The sequence below is a fragment of the Bradyrhizobium sp. 21 genome, assembly GCF_023073335.1.
Lineage (GTDB): Bacteria > Pseudomonadota > Alphaproteobacteria > Rhizobiales > Xanthobacteraceae > Bradyrhizobium.
On sequence record NZ_JADPJG010000035.1, the window covers coordinates 683,095 to 707,821 of the forward strand.

22 protein-coding genes are annotated in these 24,727 nt (G+C 66.0%); 8 read left to right on the forward strand and 14 right to left on the reverse strand.

The genetic code is table 11. The features are described from left to right. Window positions 1-45 precede the first annotated feature (45 nt). Window positions 46-1,839 carry a potassium/proton antiporter gene (locus IVB31_RS31885; RefSeq protein ID WP_247331994.1) on the forward strand — a complete coding sequence of 598 codons (1,794 nt, stop codon included), beginning with the start codon at window positions 46-48 and terminating at the stop codon, window positions 1,837-1,839. 192 nt (window positions 1,840-2,031) lie between these two features. Here the strand turns inward: IVB31_RS31885 and IVB31_RS31890 are convergent, their stop codons facing one another. From IVB31_RS31890 to IVB31_RS31910, 5 genes are read right to left on the reverse strand one after another with little or no spacing between them, the layout of a single operon-like run. Beyond that, complete coding sequence (locus IVB31_RS31890; RefSeq protein ID WP_247331995.1) at window positions 2,032-2,946, reverse strand: polysaccharide deacetylase family protein; 915 nt, start codon at window positions 2,944-2,946, stop codon at window positions 2,032-2,034. 3 nt (window positions 2,947-2,949) lie between these two features. Continuing rightward, window positions 2,950-3,750, reverse strand: coding sequence for an ABC transporter permease subunit (locus tag IVB31_RS31895; protein WP_247331996.1), 801 nt, complete (start codon window positions 3,748-3,750; stop codon window positions 2,950-2,952). Beyond that, complete coding sequence (locus IVB31_RS31900) at window positions 3,747-4,610, reverse strand: ABC transporter permease (RefSeq protein ID WP_247331997.1); 864 nt, start codon at window positions 4,608-4,610, stop codon at window positions 3,747-3,749. Before IVB31_RS31900 ends, IVB31_RS31895 begins: the two co-directional genes overlap by 4 nt. Continuing rightward, a complete protein-coding gene (locus IVB31_RS31905) occupies window positions 4,607-5,686 on the reverse strand; it encodes an ABC transporter ATP-binding protein (RefSeq protein WP_247331998.1) in 1,080 nt (359 codons plus the stop codon). Before IVB31_RS31905 ends, IVB31_RS31900 begins: the two co-directional genes overlap by 4 nt. Further along, window positions 5,683-6,717 carry an extracellular solute-binding protein gene (locus tag IVB31_RS31910; protein ID WP_247331999.1) on the reverse strand — a complete coding sequence of 345 codons (1,035 nt, stop codon included), beginning with the start codon at window positions 6,715-6,717 and terminating at the stop codon, window positions 5,683-5,685. Before IVB31_RS31910 ends, IVB31_RS31905 begins: the two co-directional genes overlap by 4 nt. 196 nt (window positions 6,718-6,913) lie before the next feature. Between IVB31_RS31910 and IVB31_RS31915 the strand changes: the two genes are divergently transcribed. Continuing rightward, entirely contained in the window at window positions 6,914-7,657 is a 744-nt protein-coding gene (locus IVB31_RS31915) for a GntR family transcriptional regulator (RefSeq protein WP_247332000.1), read from the forward strand. A gap of 170 nt (window positions 7,658-7,827) precedes the next feature. Here the strand turns inward: IVB31_RS31915 and modC are convergent, their stop codons facing one another. The 5 genes from modC to mepA all read right to left on the reverse strand — a co-directional run bounded on the left by modC (window position 7,828) and on the right by mepA (window position 12,015). After that, window positions 7,828-8,490: a molybdenum ABC transporter ATP-binding protein gene (gene modC, locus IVB31_RS31920; RefSeq protein ID WP_247332001.1), complete on the reverse strand. Its 663-nt coding sequence runs from the start codon at window positions 8,488-8,490 to the stop codon at window positions 7,828-7,830. A gap of 2 nt (window positions 8,491-8,492) precedes the next feature. Then, window positions 8,493-9,188, reverse strand: a complete 696-nt coding sequence (gene modB / locus IVB31_RS31925) for a molybdate ABC transporter permease subunit (RefSeq protein ID WP_247332002.1) — start codon at window positions 9,186-9,188, stop codon at window positions 8,493-8,495. Between the two features lie 13 nt (window positions 9,189-9,201). Further along, window positions 9,202-9,987, reverse strand: coding sequence for a molybdate ABC transporter substrate-binding protein (gene modA, locus IVB31_RS31930; protein WP_247332003.1), 786 nt, complete (start codon window positions 9,985-9,987; stop codon window positions 9,202-9,204). Between the two features lie 240 nt (window positions 9,988-10,227). Continuing rightward, window positions 10,228-10,731, reverse strand: coding sequence for a hypothetical protein (locus IVB31_RS31935; protein ID WP_247332004.1), 504 nt, complete (start codon window positions 10,729-10,731; stop codon window positions 10,228-10,230). Window positions 10,732-11,070: 339 nt separating this feature from the next. After that, entirely contained in the window at window positions 11,071-12,015 is a 945-nt protein-coding gene (gene mepA / locus IVB31_RS31940) for a penicillin-insensitive murein endopeptidase (protein WP_247332005.1), read from the reverse strand. 485 nt (window positions 12,016-12,500) lie between these two features. Here mepA and IVB31_RS31945 point away from each other — a divergent pair, with 485 nt between their 5' ends. Beyond that, window positions 12,501-14,633 (forward strand): EAL domain-containing protein, encoded by a 2,133-nt coding sequence (locus IVB31_RS31945; RefSeq protein WP_247332361.1) that lies wholly within the window; start codon window positions 12,501-12,503, stop codon window positions 14,631-14,633. Between the two features lie 99 nt (window positions 14,634-14,732). Here IVB31_RS31945 and IVB31_RS31950 read toward each other — a convergent pair whose 3' ends face one another. The 3 genes from IVB31_RS31950 to IVB31_RS31960 form a co-directional block, all read right to left on the reverse strand. Beyond that, on the reverse strand, window positions 14,733-16,700 hold the full coding sequence (locus IVB31_RS31950) for a methyl-accepting chemotaxis protein (protein ID WP_247332006.1): 1,968 nt from the start codon (window positions 16,698-16,700) through the stop codon (window positions 14,733-14,735). A 195-nt stretch (window positions 16,701-16,895) separates the two neighbouring features. After that, the gene (locus tag IVB31_RS31955; protein WP_247332008.1) at window positions 16,896-18,056 is read right to left on the reverse strand and encodes an acyl-CoA dehydrogenase family protein; all 1,161 of its coding nucleotides are present in this window, start codon (window positions 18,054-18,056) and stop codon (window positions 16,896-16,898) included. A 92-nt stretch (window positions 18,057-18,148) separates the two neighbouring features. Beyond that, window positions 18,149-18,604, reverse strand: a complete 456-nt coding sequence (locus tag IVB31_RS31960) for a GNAT family N-acetyltransferase (RefSeq protein WP_247332010.1) — start codon at window positions 18,602-18,604, stop codon at window positions 18,149-18,151. Between the two features lie 77 nt (window positions 18,605-18,681). Between IVB31_RS31960 and IVB31_RS31965 the strand changes: the two genes are divergently transcribed. Both IVB31_RS31965 and IVB31_RS31970 read left to right on the forward strand, forming a co-directional pair. Beyond that, window positions 18,682-20,289, forward strand: a complete 1,608-nt coding sequence (locus tag IVB31_RS31965; RefSeq protein ID WP_247332013.1) for an amidase family protein — start codon at window positions 18,682-18,684, stop codon at window positions 20,287-20,289. 240 nt (window positions 20,290-20,529) lie between these two features. Further along, window positions 20,530-21,051 (forward strand): hypothetical protein, encoded by a 522-nt coding sequence (locus IVB31_RS31970; RefSeq protein ID WP_247332016.1) that lies wholly within the window; start codon window positions 20,530-20,532, stop codon window positions 21,049-21,051. Between the two features lie 66 nt (window positions 21,052-21,117). Here the strand turns inward: IVB31_RS31970 and IVB31_RS31975 are convergent, their stop codons facing one another. Continuing rightward, the gene (locus IVB31_RS31975) at window positions 21,118-22,047 is read right to left on the reverse strand and encodes a LysR family transcriptional regulator (protein WP_247332018.1); all 930 of its coding nucleotides are present in this window, start codon (window positions 22,045-22,047) and stop codon (window positions 21,118-21,120) included. A 132-nt stretch (window positions 22,048-22,179) separates the two neighbouring features. Between IVB31_RS31975 and IVB31_RS31980 the strand changes: the two genes are divergently transcribed. The 3 genes from IVB31_RS31980 to IVB31_RS31990 all read left to right on the forward strand — a co-directional run bounded on the left by IVB31_RS31980 (window position 22,180) and on the right by IVB31_RS31990 (window position 24,682). Further along, the gene (locus IVB31_RS31980; RefSeq protein WP_247332020.1) at window positions 22,180-23,388 is read left to right on the forward strand and encodes an arabinose transporter; all 1,209 of its coding nucleotides are present in this window, start codon (window positions 22,180-22,182) and stop codon (window positions 23,386-23,388) included. Between the two features lie 89 nt (window positions 23,389-23,477). Beyond that, entirely contained in the window at window positions 23,478-24,170 is a 693-nt protein-coding gene (locus tag IVB31_RS31985) for a carboxymuconolactone decarboxylase family protein (protein ID WP_346730901.1), read from the forward strand. Between the two features lie 116 nt (window positions 24,171-24,286). After that, window positions 24,287-24,682: a cupin domain-containing protein gene (locus IVB31_RS31990; protein WP_247332363.1), complete on the forward strand. Its 396-nt coding sequence runs from the start codon at window positions 24,287-24,289 to the stop codon at window positions 24,680-24,682. Window positions 24,683-24,727 lie beyond the last annotated feature (45 nt).

The window sequence follows — 24,727 nt, forward strand, 5'->3', positions numbered from 1 at the left end:
CCGACGATAAGGATGCAATTCCAGCGATTTGTACCCGGAAGGTGGATGGCCTCCCTCGACTCTGTCAGCCTCGCCATATTGCTCGGCGCCGTCCTGGTGTTGGCGGGGATCCTGTCAAGCCTGCTTGCGCTACGCTTCGGCGCGCCCTTGCTGCTCGTCTTCCTTGCGATCGGCATGCTGGCCGGCGATTCCGGTCCCGGACAGCTCCAGTTCGACGACGTCCGCACCACCTATCTGGTCGGGTCCGTCGCGCTCGCACTGATCCTGTTCGACGGCGGCTTAAGGACCCGTTTTGCCAGCATTCGCACCGTGCTCGCGCCCTCCGTGGTACTCGCGACCGTCGGCGTGCTGCTCACCGCGCTGATCACGGCGCCGTTCGCGAAATACGCACTCGACCTCAACTGGACGGAGTCGCTGCTGGTCGGCGCCGTCGTCGCCTCGACCGACGCGGCCGCGGTGTTCCTGCTGGTGCACACCCAGGGACTGCGCCTGCGCCCGCGTGTCGGCGCGACGCTGGAAGCGGAATCCGGCACCAACGACCCCTTCGCGATCTTTCTCACGCTCATGCTGGTCGAATACATCTCGCTGGGAACGAGCTCGCCCGGCCATGTGCTGATGGAGTTCATCCAGGAGGCGGTGCTGGGTGCCGTCGTCGGCGTGATCGGCGGACGTCTCGTGGTCATCGCCCTCAACCAGGTGGCGCTGCCGCAGGGCCTGCATGCGCCCTTCGTGACGACGGCCGCCCTCGTGATCTTCGGCGGCTCGCAGATCATGCACGCTTCGGGTTTTCTTGCGGTCTATCTCGCCGGCATCATCATCGGCAACCGGCCGACGCGCGCGCATAATTCGGTGGTGGCCTTCCTGGACGCCGCGACCTGGCTGGCGCAGATCGTGATGTTCGTGCTGCTGGGCCTGCTGGTCTCGCCGAGCCGGCTTGGCGCCAGCGTGCTGCCGGCGGTTGGTGTCGCCTTCGTGCTGATGCTGGTGGCGCGTCCGATCGCGGTGTTCGTGTGCCTGGCGCCGTTCCGCTTCAACTGGCGCGAAAAGATCTTCATCGCCTGGACCGGCCTGCGCGGCGCGGTCGCGATCTTCCTGGCCTCGATCCCGATGCTGGTCGGCCTGTCGAAGGCCTATCTTTATTTCGACGTCGCCTTTGTCGTCGTCATCATCTCGCTGCTGCTGCAGGGCTGGACCCTGGCGCCGGCCGCGCGCAAGCTGCATGTGGCGCTGCCGCGCGCCGAGCGCGGCCCGCGCCGCGTCGAGCTCGATCTGCCCGGCCAGCTCGAGCAGCAACTCGTCGGCTATCCGGTGCGGCCCAAGAGCCTGTATTTCCGCCGCGGCTTGATCCCGTCCTGGTCCAAGCCGACGCTGGTGATCCGCAAAGAGAGCATCCTGACGCCCGCGGAAGCCGAGCCGATCGCGCCGGGCGACTACATCTATCTGCTGGCGCCGCCGGAAAAGGCCGAATCGCTCGACCGCTTCTTCGTCGACATGCAGCCGAGCTCGGCGCCGGATCCGCATCTGCTCGGCGATTTCATGGTCTCCGGCGAGCACACGCTCGCCGAGCTCGCCGAGATCTATGGCGTGAAGGCCGGCGAAGACGAGAGCAAGCTGACCCTGGCCGACTATTTCGACGTCCACCTCGACCGCGCGCCGAAAGAGGGCGCGGAGCTTGCGCTGGATCCGATCGTGCTCGTCGCCCGCAGCATCTCCGGCGGCCGGGTCAACCTCGTCGGCCTGCGTCTGCCGGAAGACGAGGAAACGCCCGCGCCATTGACGCGCACGCAGGCGCTGCGGCGCAAGCTTGCGGAGCTGTGGTCGTCGGTAGCGGGGGTTTAGTCCCGGTGTCGTCCTGGCCCGTGCGAGTTTGTCGAGGCGATACGCTTCCCCAATGTCGTCCCGGCGAAAGCCGGGACCCATAGCCACAGGGAGTAGTTTGGCGAGGATTGGTCGTTCGGGATTGGCGCGGTGCCCCAGAGATGGACCTCGCGGTATGGATCCCGGCCTTCGACGGGACGACGAGGATGTCGATCACTTCCCCGCTGGCACCACTTCCCGCCAATGCCGCGCAATCGCGGCCCGCGGCGCGACCCACGCCGCGCCACTCCCGGTGATGTGCGCCAAAATCCGATCCAGCGCACCGATCCGCCCCGGGCGGCCGATCATGCGCAAATGCAGGCCGATCGACATCATCTTCGGCGCCGTCTCCCCCTCGCGCTTGAGCCATTCGAAGGCGTCGATGACGTACTCGGCGAAGTCGGCGCCGTTGAAGCGCGAGGCGTTGTAATATTGCATGTCGTTGGTGTCGAAGGCGTAGGGCAGCACGAGGTGCTGCTTGCCGGCGATGTCCAGACAATAAGGCAGGTCGTCGTTGTAAGCGTCGCTGTCGTAGAGGAAGCCGCCGTCCTCGGCCAGCAGTCGCCGCGTATTCGGCGAGGTCGCCGAACGCGTGTGCCAGCCGACTGGGCGCTGCCCGGTGACGCGCGCGATCGCCGCCACCGTTTTGGCGATGACCTCGCGCTCGCTGGCCTCGTCCATCTCGGCATGGCTCTGCCAGCGCCAGCCATGGGCAGAGACCTCATGTCCTCGCGCGACGGCATCGCGCGCCAGTTCCGGCGAGCGCTCGACCGCGCGGCCGCAGGCGCTCACGGTGGCCTTGACGCCATGCGCGTCGAACAGGTCCATGATGCGCCACCACGCCGCGCGCGTGCCGTATTCAAAATGGCTGTCGATGCAGGAGTCCGGGCCGTCGAGCCGGTGCACGACCTCGTAGATCGCCTCGTTGCCGGCGTCGCCGTCATTGACGGAGAATTCCGAGCCCTCCTCGAAATTCACCACCAGCGACACCGCGACGCGGGCGCCGTTCGGCCAATGCGGGTTCGGCGGCTTGCCACGATAACCAGCGAAGTCGCGATGAGAGACGGGTTGTTGTTTTGCTTCGCTCATGGATCAGTCCGAAGTTCCGGCCATGCGGTGCAAGCCGACGACTCGGTCGCTGACGAACAGCAGGATGACAGTGCCGGCGAGGATGAGGGTGGAGAGTGCGGCGAGCGTTGGATCGGGCGCTTCCTCGATATATTGCAGCATCCGGATCGGCAGCGTTTTGGTGCGGACATCGGCGAGGAAGATCGACACCGGATAATTGTCGAACGACGCCAGGAACGAGAAGATCCCGGCGATCAGAAACGAGGGCGCCAGCGCCGGCACCATCACCCGCAGCACGCTGCCGGGATAGGTGCAGCCGAGCGTGCGCGCCGCCTCGATCAGCGTGAAGTCGAACCGCGCGAGCCCCGAGATCATCGTGCGGGCGACGTAGGGCAGCGTGATGACGAGATGCGCGACCAGCAGCGTCGCCCACGGCGCGGTGAAACCGACGGCGCGAAAGCCTTGCAGCAGTGCGATGCCGAGCACGAGGCCGGGCATCATCAGCGGCGAAACCAGCGCGGTGGCAAAGACACCTGCGCCAGGCAGCTTTCCGCGCGCGATCGCGATGGCGGCCAGCGTGCCTGAGACCAGCGAGATCGCGGTCGACAGCAGCGCGATCTGAAGCGACAGCAACAGCGACGGCCAGAAGCCGTCAAGCCGGCCGATCTTGCCGTACCAGCGCGTCGATGCGCCCGTGAGCGGCAGGTCGAACACGGGCGTCGGCGAGAAGCTAGCAGCGGCGATCACCAGCAGCGGCGCGAGCAGGAACAGGGCCAGCGCGATGGCCATCACCCAGCAGACAACGATTGCGGCGCGCGTCATCATTTCGGCTCCCGCGACAGCCGCGCGCTCAACGCCACCACGGCAATGGCGATGGCGAGCAGCACGACACCGGCCGCAGCGCCGAAGCCTGGCTCCCGCGCCAGCAGATAGGCCTTTGCGATCGTGGTCGCGAGCGTCGGATATCTCTCGCCGATCAGGAGCGTCGGCACCACATAGGCGGAAACGGACAACGAGAATACCAGCGCGACGCCCGCGATGATGCCGGGCAGCGTCAGCGGCAGGATCACGCGGAAGAACGTCCCGACCGGCGAGGCGCCGAGCGTCGCAGCCGCCTCCGCATAGCGCGGATCGAGTTGCGCGACGATCGCGTAGATCGGCAGGATCATGAAGGGCAGGAAGATGTTGACGGCACCGACGATCAGCGCGCTCTCAGTGAAGATCATCCGGATCGGGTCTTCGATGACGCCGAGTGCGATCAGCGTCTCGTTGACGATGCCGTCACTGCGCAGCAGGATCGTCCAGGCAAACGCCTTGACGATGACGCTGGCCGCCAGCGGCAGGAACAGCGTGGCGAGCAGCAGCGAGCGCAAGGGCCCGCGGGCGCGCGCCAGAGCGAAGGCGGCGGGATAGCTGATCACAAACGCGATCAGCGTGGTCAGTAGCCCCAGTCGCAGCGAATTCCAGATTACCCAGAGATAATAGGGCGTGCCAAGCAGGCGCTTGTAGTGCGCCAAGGTCAGGCCGCTGGCATCGACGATGCTGACGCCGAGCAGCAGCACCAGCGGCAGCGCGAACACGCCGGCGATGATCAGGAACGAGGGAAGCACGAATCCGATCGCCGCCAGCCGCTCGCGATCGACCGGGGGCGCCGCCATGGGCGCAGGAAGGGCCGCCTCGGTCATGCCTGCGCCTCCATCGGAAACGCAAAGGTCTCGGTAACAGGCCAACTCAGGCGGATCTCGTCATGCACGCGCGGGATCGTGCCGTCACGCCCGGAGAGTTCGGCGAGCAGGCTTTCACCGGCGCCGGCATCGACCTCGACCAGCGTGCGCGAACCCTGGAACACCACGGAGCGGACGCGGCCGGCCGCGGAGTTGGCCTCGCCCCGTTCACTGATCCGAAGCTGCTCGGGCCGCGCCGCGACGATGACGGGGGAGCCGGCCTGGAAATTGCCGAGCGCGGAGAGGCGGCCGATCTTGGTCTGCACATCGACCTTGCCCCTGTCAGCGGCAAGCACGGTGCCGGCGATGCGTGTCGACAGCCCGACGAAATTGAGCGCGAACAGGCTTGCGGGGCGCAGATACAGCTCACGCGGCTCGGCGAGCTGCTCGATCCGCCCCTTGTTCATGACCGCGACGCGGTCGGACATGGTCAACGCCTCGTCCTGGTCGTGCGTCACGAAGATCGCGGTCGCCTTGACCTCCTGGAGCAGGCGGCGCAGCTCGACCTGCATCTCCTCGCGCAGCTTGCGATCGAGTGCCGAGAGCGCCTCGTCGAACAGCAGCACATCGGGCTCGACCGCGATGGCACGCGCCAGCGCCACGCGCTGCTGCTGTCCGCCCGACAGCGCCGAGATGCGCCTGCTCGCGAGATGGCCGAGCTGGACCAGCGACAGCGCGCGTTCGACCGCGGTGTCGATCTCGCGCTTGGCCATGCCGCGCACCTTCAGCCCGAACGCGACATTGCCGGCGACGGTGAGATGCGGAAACAGCGCGTAGCTCTGAAACACGACGCCGACATTGCGCTTGTGCGGCGGCACGTTGGTGATGTCGCGGCCGGCGAGCTCAACCTTGCCGGCGTCGGGTTGCGCCAGCCCCGCGATGGCGCGCAGCAACGTGGTCTTGCCGCAGCCGGAGGGGCCGAGCAGCGTCACCAGCTCGCCGCGGCGGATGGTCAAATCGATATGATCGAGGACATTGGTCGGTCCATACCGCTTGGAGACGCCGCGGACGACGAGATGCGGGCTGCTCTCGCTCATGTCATCTCCTTGCTCCAGCGGTCGACCCACGCGGCACGGTTCTTGGCAACGAACGCCCAGTCCGGCGCGAACAGCGAGGCGGGATCGGGGAAACCCGCGGGCGTCGGTGTGCCCTTGTTGGTCGGTGCGACAAAAGCCTTGTCGGCGAGGATGGTCTGCGCTTCCGGGCTGAGGAAGAAGTCGATCACCGCGTCGGCAAGATCGCCGGCCGGTCCGCCAGCCACCCTCGCGATGCCGGAGGGCATGGCAAAACCGCCATCCTGCGGCACGGCGAGATCGACGGGCGAGCCCTCGGCCTTGCGGATCAGCGTATAGGCGGAAAACTGTCCGCCGATCATCCAGGCTTCGCCCTGCTCCATCAGGTTGATGGCCTGCGGTGCGTTGGTATAGACGTTCAGCAAATTAGCCTTCAGCTCCTTCACCTTCTTGAAGGCCGCGTCGATCTCGTACTGCGCCTCCTTGTAGGGCTTGCCGGTCTCGAGATGCGCGGCTGCGAGCAGCGTCCAGAACCCCTCGGTGTTCGACAGCGACGGCACGATCACCTTGGAGGCATATTTGGCGTCCCACAGGTCGGACCATTTGGCGGGCGGAGTCTTCATGCGCTTGGTCGAATAGGCGATGCCGGCCCACGGCCGCTGGTAGTTCGCCCACAGGCCGTCCTGGTGCACGGAGCCGTCCACGAGCTTGCCGAGGTTGGCGATCGAGGAGGTCGACATTTTCGTGATCAGTGCGTCGGCCGCGGCCGGCAGCATCACCGGATCGTCCATGATCACGACCGAGATTTTCGGCGCGGCCTTGTCGGCCTGCATCTTCTGCAGATTGGTCAGCGAATTGGTGCCCTCGTACAGCACCTTGCAGTCGAGCTTCTTCTCCAGCACCGGGAACAGATCGGCGTTGAAATATTTCGCGGCGCCCGCGGGGCCGCCGATGACGATCTCCCGGGGCGCGGCGCGGAGCCGTGCCGGGGCCGCCAGAACCGCGGCAAGCGCCGCGCCGGATGTCAAAACGCTGCGTCGGGAGGGGGTGTGCATGGGCATGTCCCGTTTGTTGTGCGTAAAGCCTGCTACGAACGCGCAGCAAGCAATATGCCAAATGTGCACATTTTATCATTCTTTAATAATTTCAACTGGATAAACTCCGGCTCCGATCGTCGATGGTGCAGCCTCGCAGAAAATGTGCACATTTTTTGGAGGTGACGCTGCGCATCCTTTGGGCCTAGCTATCGATATGGCGACGCAGCGCGGGCGAACTGGCAAAGGAAACGGCAAGGCCAATCCGGCAGAGGACGAGGCGGTCTATCAGGCCATCCTGCACGCGCTGCTGGAGGGCAAGCTGAAGGCCGGGACCAAGCTCGCCGAGCCTCCTCTCGCCGACATTTTCGGCGTGTCGCGCGAACGCATTCGAAAAGTCCTGCACCGGTTGGGCGCGGAGCGGCGGCTGGAGATGATCCCCAACCGCGGCGCGCGGGTACCGCGCCCGACGCTCGACGACGTCCGCAGCGTCTACGAGGCGCACCGTGTGCTCGAGGCCGGCGTGCTGACGCAGCTCGTCCGCCATGTCGACGATGCCCTGATCGAGCGGCTGAACGCCCATCTCGCCGAGGAGCGCGCCGCCGCAACGCGCGGCGACCGTGCGGCGTCGGTGCGGCTGTCGGGCGCGTTCCATGTCCATCTGGTCGAGGCGCTCGGCAATGCCGAGCTCTCGCGCTTCCTCGCCGATCTGCTCAGCCGCTCCTCGGTGATGGTCTCAGTCTACGAGCCGGCCACCGATTCGATCTGTGCGGTCGACGAGCACGGGGCCATCGTCGAGGCGCTACGCGCCCGCGACGTGGCGCGCGCGATTGCGGTATCGCGCGAGCATTTCCTGCACGTGGAGAGCCGGCTGCATCTGGATGATGATACGACGCCAGCGGCGGAAGATTTGACGGTGGTGTTCGGGGCGGTGAAGCCGAAGCGGCGGAAGGCGCGTTAAGCTCCATCGTCGTCCTGGCGAAAGCCAGGACCCATTACCCCAGGAAGCAGTTTGACGAAGACCCGTAGTTATTCTTCGCCGGTACTTGCACCGCACGCCCTCGACAGATCACGCGGTATGGGTCCTGGCTTTCGCCAGGACGACGGCGGTGGATGTTGTGACAGCCACCCTCACGTCAACACCTTCACTCCGCCGAACGACGTCACCCGCCCCTGCTTCAGCATCACGATCTGCGTCGCGAGCTGGCGCAGCTCGGCGACGTCGTGGCTGACATAGACCATGGGGACATTGGCCTCGTCGCGCAGCCGCACCAGATAGGGCAGGATCTCGAGCTTGCGGCCTTCGTCGAGCGCGCCGAGCGGTTCGTCGAGCAGCAGCAGGCGCGGCTTGGACAACAGCGCGCGTCCGAGCGCGACGCGCTGGCGCTCGCCGCCGGAGAGTTTTCCGGGGCGGCGGTCAAGGAGCGCGCCGATGTCGAGCAGGTCGACGACGCGCTTGTGCTGCGCCGGATCGGAGGCGAGACTGTTCATCCGCCGCCCGTAATCCAGATTCTGCGCGACATTGAGATGCGGAAACAGTCGCGCATCCTGGAACACATAGCCAATGCGGCGGCGATAGGTCGGCACATGGATGCCGGCCACGGTGTCGTCGACGGTCTCGCCGTCGATGACGATGGTGCCGCGGTCGGGCCGCAGCAGGCCTGCGATCATGTTGACCAGCGAGCTCTTGCCGGCGCCGGACGCGCCGAACAGGCCGATGACGCGGCCTTCGCTGGTGAAGGACGCCTGGAGCGAGAATTCCCCGAGCTTCTTCTCGATGTCGACGCGCAGCATGCTCAATTCCCGTGCAGCCGCGCGGTGGCGCGGCGGGCGAACCATTCGGCGGCGATCAGAGCACCCAGCGCCAGGATGATCGAGACGATCACGAGCCGGCCCGCAGCGGCGTCGCCGTCCGGCGTCTGGATCAGCGAATAGATCGCGGACGAAATCGTCTGGGTCTCGCCGGGAATGTTCGACACGAAGGTGATGGTGGCGCCGAACTCGCCGATCGCCTTGGCGAAGCCCAGCACCATGCCGGCGAGCACGCCGGGCAGCGCCAGCGGCAGTGTCACCGTGAAAAACACTTTCCAGGGCGCCGCGCCGAGCGTCTCGGCGGCCTGCTCCAGCCGGCGGTCGATCGCCTCGATCGACAGTCGCATCGGGCGCACCAGCAGCGGAAACGACATCACGCCGCAGGCGAGCGCCGCACCGGTCCAGCGGAACGCGAAAACGATGCCGAGATGATCGGCGAGGAAGGCGCCGACGAGGCCGCGGCGGCCAAATGTGAGCAGCAGCAGATAGCCGGTGACGACAGGCGGCAGCACGAGGGGCAGATGTACGACGGCGTCGAGCACCGACTTGCCCCAGAAATCACGGCGCGCAAGCAGCCATGCCAGCGCAATGCCGAACGGCGTTGCCACCAGGGTTGCAATGATGGCGACCCTGAGCGAGAGCAGGATCGCGGTCCATTCGGCGGGAGAGATGTCGAGCATCAAGCCGCAGACATCAGGTTGCCGGGCTGACCAGAAACTTGAAGCCGTATTTTTCCAGAATGGTCTTGGCCGCCGTTGAGCGCAGGAAGGCGAGGTAGTCGTTGGTCTCGGGTTTCGCGGTGGTGGTCGCGGCGACGGGATAGATGATCGCGGGATGCGAATCCGCCGGGAAGGTGCCGACGATCTTCACGCCGGGCTCGACCTTGGCGTCGGTGGAATAGACGATGCCAAGGTTGGCCTCGCCACGCGCGACCAGCGTCAGCGCGGCACGCACGCTCTCGGCCATGGCGAATTTCGGCTCGGCCGCCTGCCATGCGCCGAGGCTCGTAAGCGCGGCCTTGGCATATTTCCCAACCGGCACCGACTTGACGTCGCCGGTCGCGATCTTGCCGTCGCCGGCGAGTTTGGCGAGATCGAAGCCCTGCGCGATTGTGACGTTGTCGGTTTTGGAATCCTTCGGCGCGATCAGCACGATGCTGTTGCCGAGCAGATTGACCCGCGTCGGCTCGTTGATGGTCTTCTTGGCGATCGCGTAGTCCATCCAGTCGGTGTCGGCGGAGACGAACACATCGGCCGGCGCACCCTGCTCGATCTGCTTTGCCAGGGCCGAGCTTGCGGCGTAGCTCGCGGTGATCTTGATACCGGTCTTGGCGGTGTAGGCCACGTCGATCTCATCGAGCGCGTTCTTCATCGACGCCGCGGCGAACACGGTGATGGTCTTGTCCTCGGCGGCGGCGGGCGAGAGGCTCGCGCCCGCGACGATCGCGAAGGCGGTGAAAAGTCCGGCAATACGAATCATGGATGCGCTCCGTGCGAGGCCGCGCGTGCAGGCGCACGCGCAAATCCGGCGTTGGGTGGGCTAGGTCGCGACGGGCGGAAGCGCTGTTCCACGGGCCTTGCGACGGCTTACGGCCGGCAGGGATATCGCAGTTGCGAAGATAGCAGGCCGGGGCCTTAGGTCAAAGGCGACCGTAGCGCATGATCCGGAAAAGTGTGTAACGGTTTTCCGAAAAGATCATGCGCAAACAATAACATCCGCCTATTGCGCCGGGAGGATCGCGATCGAGAGCGAATTCTCCCTGGCGCCGCTGATTTGGAGCACGACAGGCTGAGCTGACAGCTCGTATTTCATGGTCTTGCGGATGCCGTCGCAATCGGTCGCGCCGCTGAAGGCCACGGGCTTGAGGAAATGCCCGTCCTGGACCACGTCGACCCAGGCCCCGCTGGACAGGCTGATCGTGTAGAGCCCGGCTTTCGCGGTCTTGATGCTGGTGAAGCCGGCAAAGGTGCCATCCTTCGGCGCGCGCTCTGGCGGCGAGGGCAATTTAGCATCGGCGGGCGCGACCAACTCCAGCGTGATGGCTGACGACGGCAACGCGGCCTGCTCGCTTCCGGACGCGAGCTTGGCGCGATCCGGTGCAGTGAGTGCGGCGCGGTCGCGCTCGATCGGCCATTTGAACTTGTCGCAGCCGCTGGGTTCTTCGGCGGCGAGGGCGGAGGTCGTGCCGAGCGAAAGCGCAGCGAGAAAGGTGAGGACGCGCATGTGAATCTCATCGTTGGCCGCGCGAAAGACGCGGGCTTGCGGTCAGGCTGTTGAAAGGGATGCGCATCCCGAGAATGCCGCGGGCTTACGGCCCAGCGGAAAGGACAATCCTAGCGCATTTCGGACGATACGGGCCAGTCATCACTCCGTCATTGCTGACAAGTGAAACGGCGCATCTATCCACACGTCGTCCCGGCGAAGGCCGGGACCCATAACCACAGAGAGGAGTTTGGCGAAGATTCCTCGTTCGGTATTGCTACCATCTGCCACTGGAAGATTCCGCGGTATGGGTCCCGGCCTTCGCCGGGACGGCAACTGGGGGCGGAGCAGCAGCGCGTCTTACGGCTTCGCATCGCCCGCGTGCAGCACCACCTTGCACGCGGCCGGCATCTGCGCCAGCGTCATCGGCGGTTTCGGCTTGGGCGGCTCCGGCGGCGGCTTCGGGTGCAGCACGCCGTCGCTGAACCAATAGGCGAGGTCGGAGGGCTTGCAGCCTTCGTCCTCTGATTGCGACGACTGGCCCTCGCATTCGCTCGCGCCCGCCGGGCAGCGCATGCGAATGTGGAAGTGATAGTCGTGGCCCCACCACGGCCGAATCTTCGACAGCCAGGAGCGGTCGCCCTTGGCCTCTTGGCACAGCGCCTTCTTGATCGCGGCATTGACGAAGATGCGCTGCACCGCCGGCTCCTGCGCCGCATCGCGCAGCACCAGCACATGGCCTGGCGTGAACACCTTTGGATCGATGTCGAGTCGGTCCTGCCGCACCATCATCACCGCCGACATCTCCTCGCGCTCGTCACGCGACAAACGACGGTCCGGCATCGGCGTCAGCCAGATGTCGGCATCGAGGCCGATCTGATGGCTGGCATGGCCTGACAATGCCGGCCCGCCGCGCGGCTGGCCGATGTCGCCGACCAGAATGCCGGGCCAGCCGGCGTCCTTGTGTGCCTTGGCCGCGAGGCGCTTGATCAGCGCGATCATCTCGGGGTGCCCGTAATTGCGGTTACGCGACAGCCGCATCACCTGCCAATTGTCGCCGTTGAGCGGCATCTGCATGGCGCCGCCGATGCAGCCCTTGACGTAGGAGCCGATGACATGCGCCGGCCCGGTCGAGGGCAGCAGCTTTCGCGCGAACAGCTCCTTGGCGCCAACCTTGGGATCATTTGGGTTCGCGAGCGGCGGCAACGGCTTCGGATTTACGCTGCCTTTGTCCTGGGCCAGCGCGCCTCCGGCGGACAGGAGCGCCATGACAAGCGGGAGAGGGGCGAGGCGTCGGAGACTCATGCTGCTGATCCTATCGCGAATCGCCCATCAGGGTTGATCCGAAAGTCGGAGTTTTTGTGCGGGCCGGGCGCATTTTTAAGGGTGCGATAACCGTATCCTGTATTGACCAAAATTCGTGCGCGGAAAGGGGGGCGTTCTCCCTCTGCATGCAAGGTGATGCGCTTTCGGAATAGAATCATGAATAGCGCGCATATTTACACCACGTCTGTTGTGGTCTGTGTCCGGCTGCGGCGACGCAACAGGTTTGGCGCGCCCCGGGACGCCGCCCGCGCCTCTCAAACAGGCAAACCGGCCCGGTCCACAGCGCCGCAGGACGTGGCCCCGGCCGCCGAGGACCGCCCAAGATTACTTTTTTTTCAGACACTTGCTCCAAAACTTGCGGTCGCTGGGTGCGACCGGGAAGAGTGAAGTTGAGTTTGGGGTCTCGAAAACCAAAGAACCGAAAGGGAAGCGGACTTGCCCACGCAGGCCAACGGCCGCGCAAGCTGCGCTTCGCGCGCGCGCCTCATCCGCTGTCCGAACACGACGAAGTCCTGCGCAGCCGCGCCGAGGCGGAAGCCGCGATCGCGGACGCGCGCAAATCCCATGAGCGCCTGCGCCAGGCCATCGAGATCCTGCCGCAGGGCATCGTGTTTCTGGATGCCGAGGGCCGCTACGTTCTCTGGAACAAGCAATACGCCGAGATCTACAGCAAGACTGCCGATCTGTTCGAAGAAGGCGCGCGCCTCGAGGACACGCTGCGCATCGGTGTCGCTCGCGGCGACTATCCCGAGGCTGCCGGCCGCGAGGAAGAATGGATCGCCGAGCGGCTGCAAAAGCTCCATCAGCCCGGCGCGCGCCACGAGCAGAAGCTGGCGGACGGCCGCGTCATCCTGATCGACGAGCGGCTGACCGACGACGGCGGCGTCGTCGGCCTGCGTGTCGACATCACCGAGTTGAAGCAGCGCGAAGCCTCGTTCCGGCTGCTGTTCGACGACAATCCCGTCCCCATGATCGTCTGCGCGCTGGACGATGAGCGCATCCTCGCCGTCAACGATGCCGCGCTCGCCCATTACGGCCACAGCCGTGCCGAGTTCGAGCGGCTGAAGATCCGCTCCTTGCAGGCCTTCGACAGCGAGCCGCCCTGGACCATCGATCGGTCCGACGAGGAGCAGGCCGGGCGCACCTGGAAGCACGTCAAGGCCGACGGCGCGCTGATCGACCTTGCGATTTATTCCCGCGAACTGACCTATGCCGACCGGCCCGCGGTGCTGCTCGCGCTGATGGACATCACCGAGCGCAAGCGTGCCGAGGCGCGGCTTGCCTTCATGGCCCAGCATGACGGGCTGACCGGCCTGCCAAACCGCAATTTGCTGCGTCAGCAGGTCGACGAGATGCTGCTGCATACGAGGCGCAGCACCGACAAGGTCGCCCTGCTGATGCTGGGGCTCGACAATTTCAAGGCGGTCAACGACACGCTGGGACACACGGTCGGCGACAAGCTCCTGCGCGGCGTCGCCAAGCGGCTGCGCTCGACCTTGCGCGAGGAAGACGCGTTGGCGCGGCTCAATTCGGACGAATTCGCGATCGTGCAGAGCGGATTGACCCGTCCCGAGGACGCCGTGCTTCTGGCCAAGCGCCTCCTGGCGGCCATCGCCGATCCCTATCTGCTCGACGGCCATTCCGTGGTGATCGGCGCCTCCATCGGCATCGCGATGGCGCCGGGCGACGGCGATGATTCCGAAAAGCTGCTCAAGAGCGCCGACATGGCGCTGTCGCGCGCCAAGGCCGATTCGCGCGGCACGTTCGCCTTCTTCGAGGCCGCGCTCGACGCCAGAGCGCAGAGCCGGCGCAAGATCGAGGTCGAGCTGCGCGACGCGATCCAGAACGACGTGCTGCGTCCCTACTACCAGCCGCTGATCGACCTCCAGAGCGGTCGCATCACCGGCTTCGAGGCATTGGTGCGCTGGCCGCATGCCGAGCGCGGCATGGTCTCGCCGGCCGAGTTCATTCCGGTGGCGGAAGAGACCGGGTTGATCAATCCGCTCGGCGGCCTGATGCTGCGCCGGGCGTGCCTGGACGCCGCGACCTGGCCGGACGACGTCCGCGTCGCCGTCAATCTGTCGCCGCTCCAGTTCCGCAGCGGCAATCTGCTGTCGGTGGTCACGGATGCCCTGAAGCAGGCCGGCCTGCCGCCGCGGCGGCTCGAGCTCGAGATCACCGAGACACTGCTGCTGGAGAAGAGCGCGCAGGTGCTGGCGACGCTGCATGCGCTGCGCTCGCTCGGCGTGCGCATCTCGATGGACGATTTCGGCACCGGCTATTCCAGCCTCAGTTATCTGCGCAGCTTCCCCTTCGACAAGATCAAGATCGACCAGTCCTTCGTGCGCGATCTCGGCGCCAACCGCGAGGCCCAGGCGATCATCCGCTCCATCGTCAGCCTCGGCAAGGGCTTGGGCGTCATCATCACCGCCGAGGGCGTCGAGACCGAAGCCGAGCTGAGCTGCCTCCGGGCCGAAGGCTGCGACGAGGGTCAGGGCTTTCTGTTCAGCAAGGCCCGGCCCAACGCCGAGATCGTCAGCCTGCTGGCCGCGCAGCGCGGGATCGACGGCGACGAGGATACTGCGCTGGTGGCTTGAGGCGGCTGCTGCCACGAAGCAGGTGGCTCCCTCTCCCGCTTGCGGGAGAGGTTGATCGAACGCGTGGCTCGACCTTTTAGCTTAAGTCCATTTAACGCCTTAAGCCGCCCGAAGCCCCGCCAAGAACGTATCTACACTCCGCATCAACGCCGAGGCGTGCTGGCCAAGCTCACCGGACGCCACCATCACATTGCCCGCCAGCGACCGCGACTGGTCGGCGGCCTGGCTTGCGCCGGCGACGTTGGCCGAGACCTCGGTGGTGCCGGCTGACGCCTGCTGCACGCTGCGCGCGATCTCGCGCGTGGCCGAGCCCTGCTGCTCGACCGCGGCGGCGATGGTGGTGGCGATGCCGCTGATCTCGCGGATGGTGTCACTGATGCCCGAGATCGCGGTGACGCAATTGCCGGTGGCGGCCTGGATCGCGGTGACCTGGGTTGCGATCTCGTCGGTCGCCTTCGCGGTCTGGCCGGCGAGCTCCTTCACCTCGGACGCCACCACGGCAAAGCCGCGGCCGGCCTCGCCCGCGCGCGCCGCCTCGATCGTCGCGTTGAGCGCCAGCAGATTGGTCTGGCTCGCGATCTCGCTGATCAGCCGCAGCACGTCGCCGATGCGCTCCGCGGCTGTGGCAAGACTCGTGACCATCTCCGTGGTCGCGGTGGCCTTGACCACCGCATTGCTGGCGACCTGGCTGGAATGGGTGACCTGGCGGCCGATCTCGGTCACCGAGGAGGCGAGCTGCTCGGTCGCGGCTGCGACCGTGTTGACGCTGGTCGAGGCTTCCTCGGACGCCGCCGCGGCTGCGGTTGCGCGCTGCGACGTGCCGTTGACGCTCGACGTGATCTCGCCGGCGACGTGCTGCATGCCTTCGGTCGCCCTGGCGACGGCCGACACCACGCCCTTGACGTCGGCCTCGAAGCGATCGGCCATCTGGCGCTGGAGCGCCTGCTTCTCGATCTCGGCCCTGGCCTTGTCGGCCTCCTGGGCCTCGCGCAGCGTAGCGGCCTCGATCATGCTGCGGCGGAACACGTCGACCGCCTTGGCCATGGTGCCGAGCTCGTCGCGGCGATCGCTGCCAGGGATGGTCACGTCGGTGTCGCCGGACGAGAGCCGGTTCATGACGGCGGTGATCGCCGCCAGCGGTCGCGACAGCCCGCGGCCGAGCAGGAACGCCAGCACCATGGCGAGCACCAGGATCACCACGGTCCCGAGGATCAGGCTGCGCTGCGCGCCTCCGGCAGCGGCCTCGTATTCGGTGGTGTCCTTGATGATCTCGAGGACGGCGACCGGCTTGCCGGCATAGTTCTTGATCTGGCCGACATAGAGCGCGCCGGGATGGCCGTCGAGCGCGGTGTCGCGGCGCAGCGGCTGGCCGTCGATCACGCCCTTCAGCTCGTCCGACGTCGCGACCGCGGTCTCGCCGAAGGTCGAGGACAGGCGCTTGAAGGCCTTGCCGTCATACGAATGCACGGCGAGGTCGATGCCGAAGCGCTTCTTGGCGCGATCGACGAACTCCTTGCCGAAGGCGACGCCGACATCGGCGGTGGCGATGCTCTTGCCGTCGCGCATGATCGGCGTGATGCCGAAGATCGACAGCGCGTCCCGCGAGGGCTCGACGCCGACGATCTGCCTGCCGGTGCTGTTGGCTTCCACGAGGGTGGTGCGACGCTGCGAGATGTCCTCGCCGTTCGCAGCCTTCGGATCGTGGATGCGGAAGAACACGACGGCCGGCGGCGTCTCGAAGGTGATGAGCGGGATGCCCTGCGCCTTCAGCGCCTTCATCGGCTCCCCGAGCAGCGCCGTCATGGCATCGCGGTCGCCTTTGGCAATGGCGTCGCCGACCGGCGGCAGTGCCGCGACCACGGAGGACACCGCGAGCGCGGCGCGGCCTTCATAGTCCACGGCGGCGATCACGCTGTCATATTGCAGCTTGAGTTGTTGATCGAGCGCGAGCCGCGTCAGCTCGCGCTGTTGCGAGATCGAGAAACCGCCGAGGATGGCGCAGGCTGCCGCGACGGTCAGCGAGATCGCAAGGATCAGGCGAGCGGCAATGGATTTGATCTTGAGCATGAACGATACCGGGGGATTCGGGGGAGTTCGCGAACGCTTTCAGTTATCCCGAGAATGCTTAACAACGCGGTTCAATGTGGGGCTCGGGGTGCAGGCCCACCCCTACGACTTGCATGGCTTGGTTCACCATGCCGGAAACTGCGGACGCGCAGATGCGACGGAGGTGCGATCTGACACCTCTGTCGCAGCCGGGTCTCAGTCGGGCGGGTCGCCCGACAGGATCGCCTTGCCGACATCCTCGTAATGCGTGTCGCGGGCCTGGATCTGCTGCGCGATGGCGTGCATGTCGCGAAACCGCCGCTCGAACGGATGGCTGCGAAACACGGCCGTTGCGCCGGCCATGTGATAGGCGGTGTCGACCACGCGCGCCGATTGGTGGATGGTCCAGGTCGCGGCCAGCCTGACAGCGCTGCGATGCGCCGCGCTGAACTCGCCGGTCGCCAAGAGGTCGCGCCACATCGCATTCGCTATTGCATAGAGATAGGCGCGCGCGGCACGAAGATCGCCCTCGGTGCGGCCGATCAGGCCCTGAACCGCCTGGTTGTCGCGCATCGCGCCTGCGGCCAGCGACTGATGCTTTGCGCGAGCAAGGGCAATCGCGGCGTCGAGCGTCGCGCGCGCCACGCCGAGCGACACCGCGGCAAAGCCGAGGCTGAAGGTCGAGCCGGTGCCGATCCTGTAGAGCGGGCCCGCCTCGCGCAACGCGGACGGCACATCGCGAAATGCCGTGAAGCGTTCGGGGATGAACAGATCGCTCACCTCGTACGAATCCGTGCCGGTGCCGGCGAGCCCGATCGCCTGCCAGACGTCGTGCAGCGTCGCACGCGCGACCGGAAACAAAATGGTTCGCACCTCCGCCGACCCGTCGGCATTTTTGCGCGGCGAGCCGTCGCTATCGACAATGCGCACATGCGCCCCCAGCCAGCTCGCCTGCCGCGAGCCCGAGGCAAAATCCCAGCGCGCGCTGACGCGATAGCCGCCCTCGACCGCGCGCGCCTCATGCGCAATGGCGCCCCAGGCGAGGATGCCGGGATGTGTGTTGAAGATCTCCCGCGCGGTGTCGTGGTCGAGCGAAGCCGCGATCATGGCGCAGACGCTGCACTGCCCGAGACACCAGGCCGTGGATGCGTCCGCCTTCGCGATCTCCTCCAGCATTTGCATGAAAGCTTCCGGCGCAGCTTCGGTGCCGCCGAGACTTTGCGGCAATAGCGCCCGGTAGAGGCCGTTCTCGATCAGCGCGGAAACGACGGCCGGCGTCAGCCGCCGCGTCCGCTCGGTCTCGTCCGCCTCGCCCGAAATCAGCGGCGCGATGGCGCGGGCACGTTCGGCCAGGCCAAATCCGGGAAGCTCGGACATGCGCGTTGCCTCGCCCCTTCTGCCGTGAGCGGTGAGAGGCGCGATGGTGGTCTATTTGGCGGAGAGGATCAAGGTGGCATCTGGGCTACGGACTATTCACCGAGCCATCGCTCCATGATGATCGTGCGTTCGTCACCATGATAGCTATCGCGCACGGCATTGAATCCGAGCTTTGCGTAGAAGGTCTCGGCGGTGACCGACGAAGGGACGGTCAATGCAAAGATGTTCCGCTCGCGCGCTGTGCGCTCGATCGCGGCCATCAGCAGCTTGCCGATCCCGCGGGCCTGAACATCGGGAGTCACGAAGACGGTCCGGACGACGCTTCCGTCGAGGCTCGCTGTTCCAACGACGACGCGGTCGAGGGTGGCGACGAAAACGGTGCGTTTCCCGATCAACTGGCGCACGGCGTCCGGGCTGAAGCTGCGCTCGACCCTTTCGATGATGTCATCGGTAAAATCCTTTGCGTTGGTTTCGCGCAGCGCACGCAGGATGACGCCGCTGATGTCGGCGGCGTCATCGGCAAGCGCAGGCCGGATGGTGCAGTCCATGGTCGCTCCGGGCGGCTTGTCCTACGATCGGCGGAAATGCTACGTAGGGTAGCACATATCCACTCACGAGGCACGCGATGAAGACGCCACCCGGCCGCGATGCGGCGGCCGAGCTGAAGCTCGAGGACGCGCCCATGACCGATATCATCGATGCCTTGGCCGCCGGGCGTGTCACCGCCACCCAGCTGACCAAAGCCTATCTCGCGCGGATCGAGGCCTGTGACTGCAACGGACCCAAGCTCAATTCCGTCCGCGCCCCCAACCCCGACGCGCTTGCTATCGCGGGCAAGCTCGACGGCACCAAGCCCTCGGCGAAACGTCCGCTGGCCGGCGTTCCCATTCTGCTGAAGGACAACATCGCCACCGGCGACAAGCAGCCGAGCACGGCGGGCTCGCTGGCGCTTGAGGGCGCGCGTGCCAGAAGCGATGCCACCATCGTCAAGCTGCTGCGAAACGCCGGTGCGGTGATCCTCGGCAAGGCGAATTTGACCGAGTTCGCCAACATCCTCGCGATCGAGATGCCCTCGGGCTATTCTTCGCTGGGCGGTCAGGTGAAGAATCCGTTCGTGCCGGCGCTGCTGGACGAACATGGCATTCCGGTCGTAGATCCGGGCGGCTCAAGCTCGGGTTCCGCGGTCGCTGTGGCGGCAGGTCTTTGCGCGGCCGCGATCGGCACCGAGACCTCGGGCTCGCTGCTACATCCGGCCAGCCGCAATGGCGTCGTCACCGTGAAGCCGACGGTCGGACTGGTCAGCCGCGCCGGCATCATGCCGATCGCGCACAGCCAGGACACGGCGGGACCGATGGCGCGCACCGTGCGGGACGCGGCGATGCTGCTGAACGTGCTGGCCGCCAGCGACTCGCGCGATCCCATGACGGAGCGGCAGCGCAGGCCGGCCGATTACACGGCCGACCTCGCACGGGATGCGATGAAGGGCACACGTATCGGCGTACCGAGTGACCCCGGCGACCCGCTGAACGATTGCTACTATGGCAAACTGCCACCAGACGGGACCAAGCTGATGGCTGAGGTCATCAAGGTGCTGGGGGATCTGGGCGCCGTCATCGTGCGTGCCAACATGCCGACGCGTGGCTGGATTGCCGGCCCCGGCACCGGCATGGCCGTGCTCAACCGCAATCCGCTGAGCCGCAACAAGGGCAATCCGACCGGCTCGCCGATCGTCTTCCTCTACGAGCTGAAGTATGGGCTCAATCTTTATCTCAGGGATTGGGCGACCAATACCGACATCAAGACCATGGCCGACATCATTACCTTCAACGCGGCGAATGCGGACAAGGCGCTGCGTTTTGGCCAGGACCTGTTCCTCGCCTCCGACCTCACGCGGGGCGATCTGAGCGAGCGCGAATACAAATCGGCACGTGCCATGGACCGGCTCTCCGCCAGGACGCACGGCATGGATGCCTATATGAACCAGCACAAGCTGGACGCCGTTCTGTTTCCCGGCGCGACCGGCGCAGCAATTGCCGCCAAGGCGGGCTATCCCAGCGTCATGGTGCCAGCAGGCTTCGTCTCGGGCGCCGACGGGAAGGACACGCCCGACTATCCGCTCGGCGTCACCTTCGCAGGGAAGGCCTGGAGCGAGCACAAGCTGTTGCGTCTGGCCTACGCCTACGAGCAGGCGTCCCAAATGCGCAAGCCGCCGCCCGGCTTGCCTGCCCTTTAAACCTCAATGTCCGCGCAAGGAGGACCCATTGCGTGAACTTTTGCGGAGCGGCTCGCGACGAACAACGGCCATCGCCACGAACGGCGCCGCCTCGCCGATTGAGACCGCCCATGCCGATCGTCAGAATCCTCCTGGTCCTTCTCGCGCTCGCCTCGCCGGCGTTGGCGCATGAGGGCGCACGCGATGCGGCCGCCGCGCGCGAGGCCGCGCAGGCCTTCCGGGTCTATGTCGAGGGGGGTGATGAAGAAGCGCGAGCGGCCCGACCTGACCCGGCCGGAGGTCGCAGCCCTGCTCAGCCGCGTCTTCGATCTCGACGCCCTGGCGGCGCTACCGCCCGCGCAGGCGAGCGATATGAACTGGCTGCTGGACTGGACGGACGCCGCAAACGCGACCCACAAGCTGTTCATCCTTTACGGCTCGAAGCCGGGGCCGCAACCTGATCTTGCGGCGCTCCAGCGCAACATGACCGAGTATGGCGACCAATACGCGGTAACGATCGACTTCATGATCCGCAGCATGGCGCGCGAGGCGGTGGCGGGCCAGTTGTTCTGGGCGGAGTTCGCGCCGGAGCAGCGCACCCGCATCCGCGAGGAGGGTCTTGCGGGCTTCCGCAGGAACAGCGCCGTGTACATCCTGAGCACGGTCTGCGCGGCGATCCAGGGCGCCGGCAAGCCGGCCAACGCGCGCCTGGTGGCAGCCGCCATCCGCGACACCGCGAGGTCTGGGCGAGCTTCTTGCTGCCGCAGGATCGGGCGCGCGTGATCGAGCAGCTCGCCGACCTTCCCCATTGACCCACGGACGAGACGGCGCGGGATGATCTCGCCGTCTTCACCGCCGCGTTGCAGACGGTGAATTGACCTGACGTCCGCGATAACGAAGTGCCTCGACCAGCACCGAAAAGGCGGAGGAGGGCTGCCGCCGGCTGGGATAATAGAGGTGGTAGCCCGAGAATGGCGGACACCAATCCGACAGGACCCGGACGAGCCGGCCTTGAGATAGGTGCTGCTGCACGTGGCCTTCCGTCAGGTAGGCGAGGCCCAAGCCCTTGAGCGCCCCGTCCAGGAGCAGGCCCGCGCTGTTGAACACCAGCTGTCCCTCCGCGCGCACCCGGAGCTCTCGTCCACTTTTCTCGAACTCCCACGCATACAGGCTGCCGCCATGGGTCGGCAGGCGAAGGTTGAGGCAGTTGTGATGTGTCAGATCCTGCGGCGTCTTCGGTCGTTTGCGCTCGGCGAAGTAGGAGGGCGAACCAACGACGGCCATCCGGAGGTCTGGACTGACCCGCACGGCGATCATGTCCTTGGCGACAAGCTCGCCGGGGCGGATGCCGGCATCGACTTGCTGCGCCACGATGTTGGTCAGCCCGTAATCGATGACGATCTCGACGTTGATGTCAGGGTGCTTTGGCAGGATCTTGCCGAGGGCGGGCAACAGGATCTCTGACGCCGCGTACTCCGTCGCCGTCAGCCGAACGGTTCCGGCCGGCTTTTCCCGGAGCTCGCTGAGCGCGGCGAGATCGGCATCCATCTCGTTGAACTTGGGCCCAATGCTCAGGAAGAGCCGTTCTCCCGCTTGAGTCGGGGTGACGCTGCGCGTGGTCCGGTTCAACAGCCTGACGCCGATCCGCTCCTCCAGCTTTCGGATGATCTGGCTGAGGCCAGACTGCGTCATGCCGAGTTTCGCCGCGGCACGGGTGAAATTGCGTTCCCGCGCCACTGCGAGGAAGGCCAGCAGGTCGCTCGCGTCGTCTCGCTGCATTGATGAGCCACTCTAATGACTGCATGCAAAATCTATCACCTAATCGTGGGCGCCCGGAAGTCCTAGGTTCAGACCAGCCGCCCGGCGGCACCGCCGTCTCAGCGAAAAGGCAAGACAGCGAAAAGGCAAGGCATGTCCGTAACAGCCACGCAGCACTCCGTTGCCGTCCCGCGCCTCGCGGCGACCTTGCTGCCGATCATGGGCGTGGTCTTCGTCGCCTTTCTCGTCATCGGCATCGCCATGCCGGTTCTTCCGCTTCACGTACACGATGGACTGGGGCAGGGAACCGTCGTGGTCGGACTCGTCGCCGGCAGCCAGTTCGCCGCGTCCCTGATCTCGCGGCCTTGGGCGGGGCACTTTTCCGACCGAAGCGGTGCGAAGCGCGGTGTCATCGCGGGCCTGATAACGGCCGGTGCGGCGGGATTGCTCTATCTGGCTTCGCTCGGTTTCGTCGGCGCACCGCTGACATCCGTTGCGATTCTGCTGGCAGGGCGGGCGCTGCTCGGCGCGGCGGAAAGTTTCATCATCACGGCCGCAGTAAGCTGGGGACTGGCGCTCGTGGATGTCAGCAGCGCGGGCAAGGTCATTGCCTGGGTCGGCTCGGCGATGTTCGCGGCCTTCGCAATCGGCGCGCCGGCGGGCTCTGCGCTCTATGCCGGCTATGGCTTCACGGCGATCGCGCTCGCCACCGCAATAGCGCCGCTGCTCACCTTGCTGCTCGTTCTGCCCCTCCCGAAGATTGCGCCGGTGCAGCGCGCGCGGGTCTCGTTCGCCGACGTGATCGGCGCCGTGTGGGTGCCGGGTCTCGGCTCTGCTCTCGGCAGCGTCGGGTTCGGGGCGGTGACGACGTTCGTCGCCCTGCTGTTCGCGAGCCGAGGGTGGGACAACGGATGGCTCGCCTACACGTCCTATGCCGTTGCGTTCATTCTGGCGCGGGTCTTCTTCAGCCATGTGGCCGATGCGATTGGCGGTGCCAAGGTCGCGCTGGTTTGCGCGGTGATCGAAGCCGCCGGCCAAGCCCTGATCTGGCTGGCCGTTCGACCCGAGTTGGCCCTGGCGGGCGCCGCGCTCACCGGTTTCGGATTCTCGCTGGTTTACCCCGGCTTCGGCGTCGAAGCGGTTCGGCGCGTGCCGGCGCAGAGCCGCGGCCTTGCCATGGGGGCCTACACTGCATTTCTCGACCTGGCACAGGGCGTCGCGAGCCCAGCGCTCGGGTTGATCGCGGTCGGCGCGAAGCTGAACGCCGTGTTTCTTGCCAGCGCCGTTACCGTGCTCTGCGCCGCGCTGGTCGCGGCGTGGCTGCTGGCGCACCCGACAATTTCGGAAGGATGCCCGCAATGAGACTGCTCGCAGCGATCTTATTTTCATTCTGCCTGACCTCAGGCGGCGCCGTCGCCGCGGATCAGGCGCCCACCCAAGGAGTAAATCCCATGTTGAAATCGGAAGACGTTCGCGCTGTCGCGCCCGCATTGGAAAAATACGTCCAGCACGTCGTGCTGGGCGATCTCTGGAAGCGAAATGGCCTGTCGCCGCGAGACCGCAGCATCGTCACGCTCGCGGCGCTCATCGCTCGCAATCAGACCGTCGAGCTGCCGTTCTATCTCGGCCTCGCACTCGACAACGGCGTGAAGCCGGCCGAGATCTCCGAGATCATCACGCATTTGGCGTTCTACACCGGATGGGCGAACGCGATGAATGCGATCCCGGCGACGAAGGACGTCTTCAACAGCCGCAACATCGGGACCGATCAGCTCCCGCCGGCATCGGGACCACAGCTACCCCTTGACGAGGCTGCCGAGAAGCAGCGGGCGACCCGCGTCGGGGAACAGTTCGGCCAGATCACACCGAGCCTGGTCCAGTACACCACCGACGTGCTTTTCCGCGACCTTTGGCTGAGACCGGGCCTTGCGCCGCGCGACCGCAGTCTGGTCACCGTGAGTGCCCTCATCGCCACCGGCCAGGTCCCGCAGATCACCTATCATCTGAACCGGGCGATGGATAACGGGTTGACTCGGGAGGAAGCCGGCGAGGTGCTGGGGCATCTCGCCTTCTATGCTGGCTGGCCCAATGCCTTCTCGGCGGCGCCCGTCGTCAAGGACGTCATCGAGAAGCGACCGCGCTAGGGAATACGATGATCACACGCAGGGGCGTGATCATCGGCGGCGGCGCTGCCGCTACGATCAATGTTCGTCGGACGCGGGCGCTCACGTTCGAACAACCAAGGGAGTTTCCTATGGACATCGACATCAAGAGGAACGGCTCTCGTCCTTCCCAGAAGGGCCCGCAAGACTGGTTCACCGGTACGGTGCGGGTCGATCCGCTCTTCCAGGCGCCGGATCCCGCCCGCGTCGGCGCCGCCCAGGTTACCTTCGAACCCGGTGCTCGTACCGCTTGGCATACGCATCCCCTGGGGCAGACGCTGATCGTCACCGCCGGGCTCGGTTGGGTGCAGCGTGAAGGGGGGCAGGTCGAGGAGATCAGGCCGGGCGACGTCGTGTGGTTTCCACCTGATATGAAGCACTGGCATGGCGCTTCGCTTACCACTGCGATGACGCACATCGCGATTCAGGAATCCATCGGCGGCAAGAATGTCGACTGGCTCGAGAAAGTCAGCGACGAGCAATACCGCAAGTGAGTTGATACCCTGACGAGATGCGATGCCGCCCATGTCGTTGGCGCC

Bases quoted from the DNA above. Each gene is read 5' to 3' on its own strand.
- IVB31_RS31885 (WP_247331994.1), top strand. From the start codon at position 46: ATGGCCTCCCTCGACTCTGTCAGCCTCGCCATATTGCTCGGCGCCGTC.
- IVB31_RS31890 (WP_247331995.1), bottom strand. From the start codon at position 2,946: ATGAGCGAAGCAAAACAACAACCCGTCTCTCATCGCGACTTCGCTGGT.
- IVB31_RS31895 (WP_247331996.1), bottom strand. From the start codon at position 3,750: ATGATGACGCGCGCCGCAATCGTTGTCTGCTGGGTGATGGCCATCGCG.
- IVB31_RS31900 (WP_247331997.1), bottom strand. From the start codon at position 4,610: ATGACCGAGGCGGCCCTTCCTGCGCCCATGGCGGCGCCCCCGGTCGAT.
- IVB31_RS31905 (WP_247331998.1), bottom strand. From the start codon at position 5,686: ATGAGCGAGAGCAGCCCGCATCTCGTCGTCCGCGGCGTCTCCAAGCGG.
- IVB31_RS31910 (WP_247331999.1), bottom strand. From the start codon at position 6,717: ATGCACACCCCCTCCCGACGCAGCGTTTTGACATCCGGCGCGGCGCTT.
- IVB31_RS31915 (WP_247332000.1), top strand. From the start codon at position 6,914: ATGGCGACGCAGCGCGGGCGAACTGGCAAAGGAAACGGCAAGGCCAAT.
- modC (WP_247332001.1), bottom strand. From the start codon at position 8,490: ATGCTGCGCGTCGACATCGAGAAGAAGCTCGGGGAATTCTCGCTCCAG.
- modB (WP_247332002.1), bottom strand. From the start codon at position 9,188: ATGCTCGACATCTCTCCCGCCGAATGGACCGCGATCCTGCTCTCGCTC.
- modA (WP_247332003.1), bottom strand. From the start codon at position 9,987: ATGATTCGTATTGCCGGACTTTTCACCGCCTTCGCGATCGTCGCGGGC.
- IVB31_RS31935 (WP_247332004.1), bottom strand. From the start codon at position 10,731: ATGCGCGTCCTCACCTTTCTCGCTGCGCTTTCGCTCGGCACGACCTCC.
- mepA (WP_247332005.1), bottom strand. From the start codon at position 12,015: ATGAGTCTCCGACGCCTCGCCCCTCTCCCGCTTGTCATGGCGCTCCTG.
- IVB31_RS31950 (WP_247332006.1), bottom strand. From the start codon at position 16,700: ATGCTCAAGATCAAATCCATTGCCGCTCGCCTGATCCTTGCGATCTCG.
- IVB31_RS31955 (WP_247332008.1), bottom strand. From the start codon at position 18,056: ATGTCCGAGCTTCCCGGATTTGGCCTGGCCGAACGTGCCCGCGCCATC.
- IVB31_RS31960 (WP_247332010.1), bottom strand. From the start codon at position 18,604: ATGGACTGCACCATCCGGCCTGCGCTTGCCGATGACGCCGCCGACATC.
- IVB31_RS31965 (WP_247332013.1), top strand. From the start codon at position 18,682: ATGAAGACGCCACCCGGCCGCGATGCGGCGGCCGAGCTGAAGCTCGAG.
- IVB31_RS31970 (WP_247332016.1), top strand. From the start codon at position 20,530: ATGAAGAAGCGCGAGCGGCCCGACCTGACCCGGCCGGAGGTCGCAGCC.
- IVB31_RS31975 (WP_247332018.1), bottom strand. From the start codon at position 22,047: ATGCAGCGAGACGACGCGAGCGACCTGCTGGCCTTCCTCGCAGTGGCG.
- IVB31_RS31980 (WP_247332020.1), top strand. From the start codon at position 22,180: ATGTCCGTAACAGCCACGCAGCACTCCGTTGCCGTCCCGCGCCTCGCG.
- IVB31_RS31985 (WP_346730901.1), top strand. From the start codon at position 23,478: ATGTTGAAATCGGAAGACGTTCGCGCTGTCGCGCCCGCATTGGAAAAA.